General features: G+C 69.6%; 8 protein-coding genes. 7 read left to right on the top strand and 1 reads right to left on the bottom strand.

All coding sequences use genetic code 11. The features are described from left to right. Positions 1 to 39: 39 nt before the first annotated feature. The 6 genes from ACFVW8_RS38180 (at position 40) to ACFVW8_RS38155 (ending at position 4,359) form a co-directional block, all read left to right on the top strand. Positions 40 to 876, top strand: a complete 837-nt coding sequence (locus ACFVW8_RS38180) for a DUF4389 domain-containing protein (RefSeq protein WP_389698493.1) — start codon at positions 40 to 42, stop codon at positions 874 to 876. A gap of 28 nt (positions 877 to 904) precedes the next feature. Next, a complete protein-coding gene (locus ACFVW8_RS38175) occupies positions 905 to 1,627 on the top strand; it encodes a DUF4230 domain-containing protein (RefSeq protein ID WP_389698489.1) in 723 nt (240 codons plus the stop codon). A 244-nt stretch (positions 1,628 to 1,871) separates the two neighbouring features. Next, positions 1,872 to 2,387: a lytic polysaccharide monooxygenase auxiliary activity family 9 protein gene (locus ACFVW8_RS38170; RefSeq protein WP_389698487.1), complete on the top strand. Its 516-nt coding sequence runs from the start codon at positions 1,872 to 1,874 to the stop codon at positions 2,385 to 2,387. Between the two features lie 305 nt (positions 2,388 to 2,692). Then, positions 2,693 to 3,094 (top strand): hypothetical protein, encoded by a 402-nt coding sequence (locus ACFVW8_RS38165; protein ID WP_389698485.1) that lies wholly within the window; start codon positions 2,693 to 2,695, stop codon positions 3,092 to 3,094. 130 nt (positions 3,095 to 3,224) lie between these two features. Continuing rightward, positions 3,225 to 3,671: a nitroreductase family deazaflavin-dependent oxidoreductase gene (locus tag ACFVW8_RS38160; protein ID WP_389698491.1), complete on the top strand. Its 447-nt coding sequence runs from the start codon at positions 3,225 to 3,227 to the stop codon at positions 3,669 to 3,671. A 289-nt stretch (positions 3,672 to 3,960) separates the two neighbouring features. Beyond that, complete coding sequence (locus tag ACFVW8_RS38155; protein ID WP_389698483.1) at positions 3,961 to 4,359, top strand: DUF6221 family protein; 399 nt, start codon at positions 3,961 to 3,963, stop codon at positions 4,357 to 4,359. Between the two features lie 130 nt (positions 4,360 to 4,489). Here ACFVW8_RS38155 and ACFVW8_RS38150 read toward each other — a convergent pair whose 3' ends face one another. Next, on the bottom strand, positions 4,490 to 4,678 hold the full coding sequence (locus ACFVW8_RS38150) for a DUF6381 family protein (RefSeq protein ID WP_389698481.1): 189 nt from the start codon (positions 4,676 to 4,678) through the stop codon (positions 4,490 to 4,492). Positions 4,679 to 4,871: 193 nt separating this feature from the next. On the opposite strand from ACFVW8_RS38150, the gene ACFVW8_RS38145 reads away from it, so the two are divergent. After that, positions 4,872 to 5,450, top strand: a complete 579-nt coding sequence (locus tag ACFVW8_RS38145; protein ID WP_389698479.1) for a TIGR03086 family metal-binding protein — start codon at positions 4,872 to 4,874, stop codon at positions 5,448 to 5,450. The last annotated feature ends 167 nt before the right edge of the window (positions 5,451 to 5,617 follow it).

Below are 5,617 nucleotides of genomic sequence, written 5' to 3'. Positions count from 1 at the left end.
CGCAGAGGGCGTACGGATCACCCTCCGAAGGGGAGCGACATGGCCGACGCCCAGTGGGGGCCGGGGCGAAGGGCAGGGGACGCGGACGAATTCCTGCCCGTGCTGGACATCGTCGAGCCCACGCGTCAGCGCCGGCTCACCGTCCTGCTCCGGATCCTCCTGCTGATTCCGCATTTCATCGTGCTGTTCTTCCTGGAGATCGCGGCGTTCTTCACCGTCGTGTTCGGCTGGTTCGCCGCCCTCGTCCTCGGCCGGCTGCCCGAACCCGTCTTCCGTTTCCTTGCCGGAGTGCTCGGCTACCGCACACGGGTCGGTGCGAGCGGCATGCTGCTCATCGACCGCTATCCGCCCTTCGCGCTGAATCCGCCGCCGGACTATCCGGTCCGGATCGACGTCCGCCCGACGCGGCTCAACCGCCTTGCGGTCTTCTTCCGGCTGATCCTGGTGATCCCCGCCGCGATCGTGCAGAGCCTCGCCACATCCGGCTGGTACGTCCTGGCGATTCTGTGGTGGCTGATCACGCTGATCCTGGGCCGTATGCCCCGCCCCCTCTTCCAGGCCACGGCGGCCACACTGCGCTACGAGATGCGTGTGTCCGCGTACGTCTCCATGCTGAGCCCCGCCTACCCCAAGGGTCTGTTCGGTGAGGACGCACTGTCCGTACCGGAGCGGCAGGGGCGCTCCGACACCCGTCCCCTGGTCATGAGCGGCGCGGCCAAGGCGCTGCTGGTCCTCTTCCTGGTACTCGGGCTGGTGAGCGCCATCACGGGCTCTGTCACCAGGTCGTCGTCCGACGACGACACCGATGTGCGGATGCAGGCGCAAGGGGCCGCCGCGGTGCACGCGCCGACCGGAACCGGGCGGGCACCGGAGTGAATCCGGGCGGCCGGGTCACACGGAGAGTATGACATCGACCGACTTACCGACCGACGTACCGGACCGGCCCGGAGAATCCGGGGGCGGCAGCCAGGACAACCGCCCCCGCCGCCCTCGCCGATGGGGGGCGGTGGCCGCGGTCTGTGCGGCCGCCGTCGCGTTGCTGCTCCTCGGCACCCGGCTCAGCCTGCTCCCGGGGCTGGGCGACATCTTCGGCGAGGAGACCCAGGACCGCTCGGGCCCCGCCGTGCTCAAGTCGATCCGCGACATGAGCACCTATGAGGCGGCGCCGGGCAATTTCCAGGTCGTCGTCGACCTGGAGAAGGACACGAAATTCGTCCCGGACGCCATCCGAGGCTCCCGCACCCTGTACGTCGGCGCGGGCACGGTGGGTGCCTCCGTCGATCTGGGCGATGTGGCGAACAACGGAGTCGTCGTCAACAAGGACCGGACCAAGGCCGAGCTGCGGCTGCCGCACGCCACCCTCGGGAAGCCCGCGCTCGACCCGGACCGCTCCTACGCGGTGTCCAAGCAGCGTGGCCTCTTCGACCGCATCGGGGACTTCTTCTCCGACAACCCCGGCAGCGAGCAGGCGGTGAACAAACTGGCGGCCCAGCGCATCGGCGAGGCAGCCAAGGAGAGCGGGCTGACGCGGCGCGCCGAGAAGAACACCACCGCCATGCTCCAGGGGCTGCTCGGCTCCCTCGGTTTCCGGGAGGTCGCCGTCCACTACGGTGACGCCGGCAAGTAGGGACGCTCATCGGCCCCGGCCAACTCCCCTCCCATGCCACACCCTTGACGGCTGCGCCTCGATAGGTATGGTCTAGTCCAAGTGCAGGGGCGGCGCCGGACACCCGCGTTCCCGGGGTGCGTCCGGTCATGGATCCTGCCGTTCCCTTCGCGCCTCTTGGCCCCACACCTGAGAGGCTGGACTGCCGCTATCGGGCTCCCCACAGTCCGCCCGCGTGCAGCGATGCCTCATGTGAAGGAGAAGCATGCACGCAAAAAGGAAGACCGCCGTAGCCGTCGGTGCCGTACTCGCACCGGTACTCGCCCTTAGCCTTCCTGCGGGCTCGGCCAGCGCCCACGGGTACATCTCCTCACCGCCGAGCAGGCAGGCCCAGTGTGCCGCCGGAACGGTCAGTTGCGGCTCCATCACATATGAGCCCCAGAGCGTGGAAGGCCCGAAGGGGCTCACCAGCTGCAGCGGTGGCAACAGTGCGTTCGCCGAGCTCGACGACGACTCCAAGGGCTGGAAGGTCACTCCGGTGAGCTCCAGCACCTCGTTCCAGTGGGAGTTGACCGCACGCCACGCCACCAGTACCTGGCAGTACTTCGCCGGCGGTCAGAAGATCGCCGAGTTCAACGACAACGGCGCCCAGCCGGGCGCGACCGTCACCCACCAGGTGGACTTCGGCAGCCTCAAGGGACAGCAGAAGGTCCTCGCGGTCTGGAACATCGCCGACACGTCCAACGCCTTCTACGCGTGCATCGATGTGAACGTCAGCTGACCTCGCACGGCCGGGAGCCCTTGCCCTGCTTGGGGCGGGGGCTCCTGCCGTGGTGTCGTGATACCGGTCCGCCGGGGCCGGCATGGTGATCAACGCCCATGTCCATTCCGGCCATGCCGAGTGGAACACGTCGCAGCGGCACGTGTCCGCGGGACCGGTGCGGAGGCGGACCGTTCGCCGTGCCGGTGCGGGGCGGGCGACACCCGGATGGTCGGTTCCGTCACCCGCCTGCTGTCCGGGCCGCGCCGATCCGGCCGGGCGCGGCAACGCTGAGTCCGTCAGCGCTTCTGCAGATCGGAATCGGCATGCTCATATCGAATGCCCTCGGCCCGCGCGGCCTTTCGCGTCGTGGACACGTCCTGGCGGCCGCTGTGACCGTGCTGCTGTGCGCGGGAGTGGCGCCGGCCGCGGCCGGCGGGGCGTCTCCGGGACAGCTGGCGGGGGACTCCGCCGGTACAGCCGATGTGCGCGGGGGCCCCGTCGAGGTGCCCCCCTCGCCTACGGCTGCGGCCTCCACCCCCGGAACGGCCACCGGTTCCGTCCTTGACGCCGACGGTGACGCCCCGGCCGCGCAGCGGCTGCGTGCCTCGACCGGACCCAGGACGCTGGTGCCCGCGGTGATCGGAAGCGCGGTGGGTCTTGCGGTGTTCGTGGGCGGTGGCCTGATGGCGGCCGCCCGCAGACGCAACGGCTACGGCCGCCGCTGAGGTCGGCCGTATGGTGCGCGACACGTCGGCCGTGGCGGCATTTTGCGGCGGCCGAAGTTGTTGAAGCCATGATGAGGGACCGCGGCCGATGAGGTATCACGGCCGGATCGTCGACGATGGGACAGAAGTCATGCCGCTCCAGGGTGAGTACGCGCCGAGCCCGGCCCAGTGGGTCAGGGACCAGGTCGAGCAGTACGAGGGTTCAGGCGGTACGGAAGGGACGACGATGCGGGACATGCCCGTCATCATCCTGACCACCCGGGGAGCCAAGAGCGGGAAGATCCGTAAGACGCCTCTCATGCGCGTCGAGCACAACGGCGCCTACGCGGTGGTCGCCTCACAGGGGGGAGCCCCCAAGCACCCGGTCTGGTACCACAACCTGGTCGCCGACCCGCGTGCCGAACTGCAGGACGGGCCGGTGCGCCAGGACATGACCGTCCGGGAAGTGACCGGGGACGAGAAGGCGATCTGGTGGGAGCGGGCGGTCGAGGCGTTTCCCGACTACGCCGACTACCAGAAGAAGACCGACCGGCAGATCCCTGTCCTGGTTCTGGAACCTGCGGAGACCGACTACTGATCCGGGGCACCGGCAACCGTCGGCTCGATGCGGTACGGCGCGACCCAGTACACGGACGGGTCGTTGCCCTGTCATCGAACGCACCCCTGAGGCCCCACCGGCTCCTCGCACCGGTGGGGCCTTCGGGCTGTCCGGCCGGGCGATGCCGTTTCCGGGATCCCCGCCGGCCACGGCCACAGCGTCGGACACACGGTGGGTGGCGAGCTGCTCGGGGGTGGAGGCGGCGGCGGGATACTGTCCAGCACGGCCCCTTGAGGTGCGGGGCCGAGTGGGAAGGATTCAGAACCTGATGGCAGACAATTCCGACCTGGTCGCGTTCGTCCGGGCGCGTCTCGACGAGGAAGAAGAGATCGCACGAGCGGCCGGCGGTGGGGGGTGGCGATGCCCGGCCGAGGTGCCCGGCGAAATCCATGACCGGAGCGGCGCGATCGCGTTCAGTCTGAGGACGCACGGCTACAACCACCACATCGCCCGGCAGGACCCCGCGCGGACCCTCCAGCGCATCGAGACGAGCCGGGTTCTCCTGGACGAGTACGCGGAGGTCGCTCGGCTCGACACCGATCGTCCCGAGCGGGACTTCGCCTCGGGGCGCGCCTTCGGGCTGGGATTCGTGGTCCGGCAGATGGCCGCGGAACACGCGGGACACCCCGACTACCGGGTGAAGTGGCTCCCGCGGTTCACACAGTAGCGCCGCCGCCCGGTCACCGGGCCGGCCGAGCCCGTCCGACGGAGGGGGGTGCCCGCAATGCGGCCGGCCGTCCTGCCTCGTCACCGCCACGCCCGTGGAGGGGCCACCGGCCGGATCTCACACGATGCGCTCAGAGGGGATTCATGCTCCCGTCCCCTTTGGTCGTCACCTGATCACTCCGCTCCCGTAGGCGGCGCGCCTTGTCCTTGAGGCGATCCCGCTCCTGCGGGTCGGAGGCCCGGTCGGCGGCCTCCTGCATTTCCTGGGCCTTGGCGCGAATACGCTCGGCGCGGCCTCGGGATTCATCCGCAACACTCATGATCACTCCTGGATCTCGGGGGAGCCGACGCAACCAGCGAATCAGCGCTCCCGCACACCTGCATCTCGAACGGTGACCGACCGCTACGGATACGGCGACGGCGTGCGCGGGCGCGCTGCCGGGGTGCAGACCACCCGCTCGGTGTCGCGGTTGTTCAAGACCGCCGGGCGCGACCGCTCCTAAGCTCGGGCCCATGGGAAACATGGAGCTGCTGACGGGTGTCCTGTCCAGGACCGGCGATGTCATCGAGGGCGTGGGTGGCGACCAGTTCGGCCTTCCGACGCCGTGTGACGACTACGACGTCGAGGCCCTGATCAACCACATCGTCGGGTGGGTCCACGTGTTCGAGGCCGGTTGTCACAACCGGACCTACGAGGGCGATGCGAGCGCCTACCGATGCGGAGCCGATCCCGCATCGGAGTTCCGTGAGGCGGCGGCCGGCCTCGTCGCCGGGTGGGAGCAGTACGGCTTCGACCGTGAGGTGAGCGTCACGGGCGGCCGGCTGCCCGCCGAGCAGGTGTTCAACATGACCGTCATGGAGTACCTGACGCACGGCTGGGACCTGGCGACCGCCACCGGGCAGACGGTTCCCTACACCGAGCAGGAGGCCACGGAGGCGCTCGCACGGGCGGAGGCCACCCTGCCTCCGCAGTACCGGGGCGAGAACATGCCGTTCGGCGCCATCGTCCCGGTGGCCGAGCACGCCTCGGCCGTCGACCGGATGGTGGCCTTCATGGGGCGCGCGCCGGAATCCGCCCTGCGGAGCTCCTGAACCGGTCCGCGACGGCGAGCCCGCCGGGGCAGCGGCGGGGTCCGGGCGGAAAATGGTCGGGGCAGCCGCCGTAATGGCGTACCGTGGAGATCACAACGACGCGGGGTGGAGCAGCTCGGTAGCTCGCTGGGCTCATAACCCAGAGGTCGCAGGTTCAAATCCTGTCC

Origin of the sequence: Streptomyces sp. NPDC058221 (assembly GCF_042882365.1) — a bacterium.
GTDB lineage: Bacteria > Actinomycetota > Actinomycetes > Streptomycetales > Streptomycetaceae > Streptomyces.
The sequence above is the reverse complement of the archived record's forward strand: the minus strand, read 5'-3'. Positions and strand labels throughout refer to the sequence as shown.

Excerpts from the sequence above, each read along its gene's own strand:
- ACFVW8_RS38180 (WP_389698493.1), top strand. The coding sequence starts at position 40 with ATGGCCGACGCCCAGTGGGGGCCGGGGCGAAGGGCAGGGGACGCGGAC.
- ACFVW8_RS38175 (WP_389698489.1), top strand. The coding sequence starts at position 905 with ATGACATCGACCGACTTACCGACCGACGTACCGGACCGGCCCGGAGAA.
- ACFVW8_RS38170 (WP_389698487.1), top strand. The coding sequence starts at position 1,872 with ATGCACGCAAAAAGGAAGACCGCCGTAGCCGTCGGTGCCGTACTCGCA.
- ACFVW8_RS38165 (WP_389698485.1), top strand. The coding sequence starts at position 2,693 with ATGCTCATATCGAATGCCCTCGGCCCGCGCGGCCTTTCGCGTCGTGGA.
- ACFVW8_RS38160 (WP_389698491.1), top strand. The coding sequence starts at position 3,225 with ATGCCGCTCCAGGGTGAGTACGCGCCGAGCCCGGCCCAGTGGGTCAGG.
- ACFVW8_RS38155 (WP_389698483.1), top strand. The coding sequence starts at position 3,961 with ATGGCAGACAATTCCGACCTGGTCGCGTTCGTCCGGGCGCGTCTCGAC.
- ACFVW8_RS38150 (WP_389698481.1), bottom strand. The coding sequence starts at position 4,678 with ATGAGTGTTGCGGATGAATCCCGAGGCCGCGCCGAGCGTATTCGCGCC.
- ACFVW8_RS38145 (WP_389698479.1), top strand. The coding sequence starts at position 4,872 with ATGGGAAACATGGAGCTGCTGACGGGTGTCCTGTCCAGGACCGGCGAT.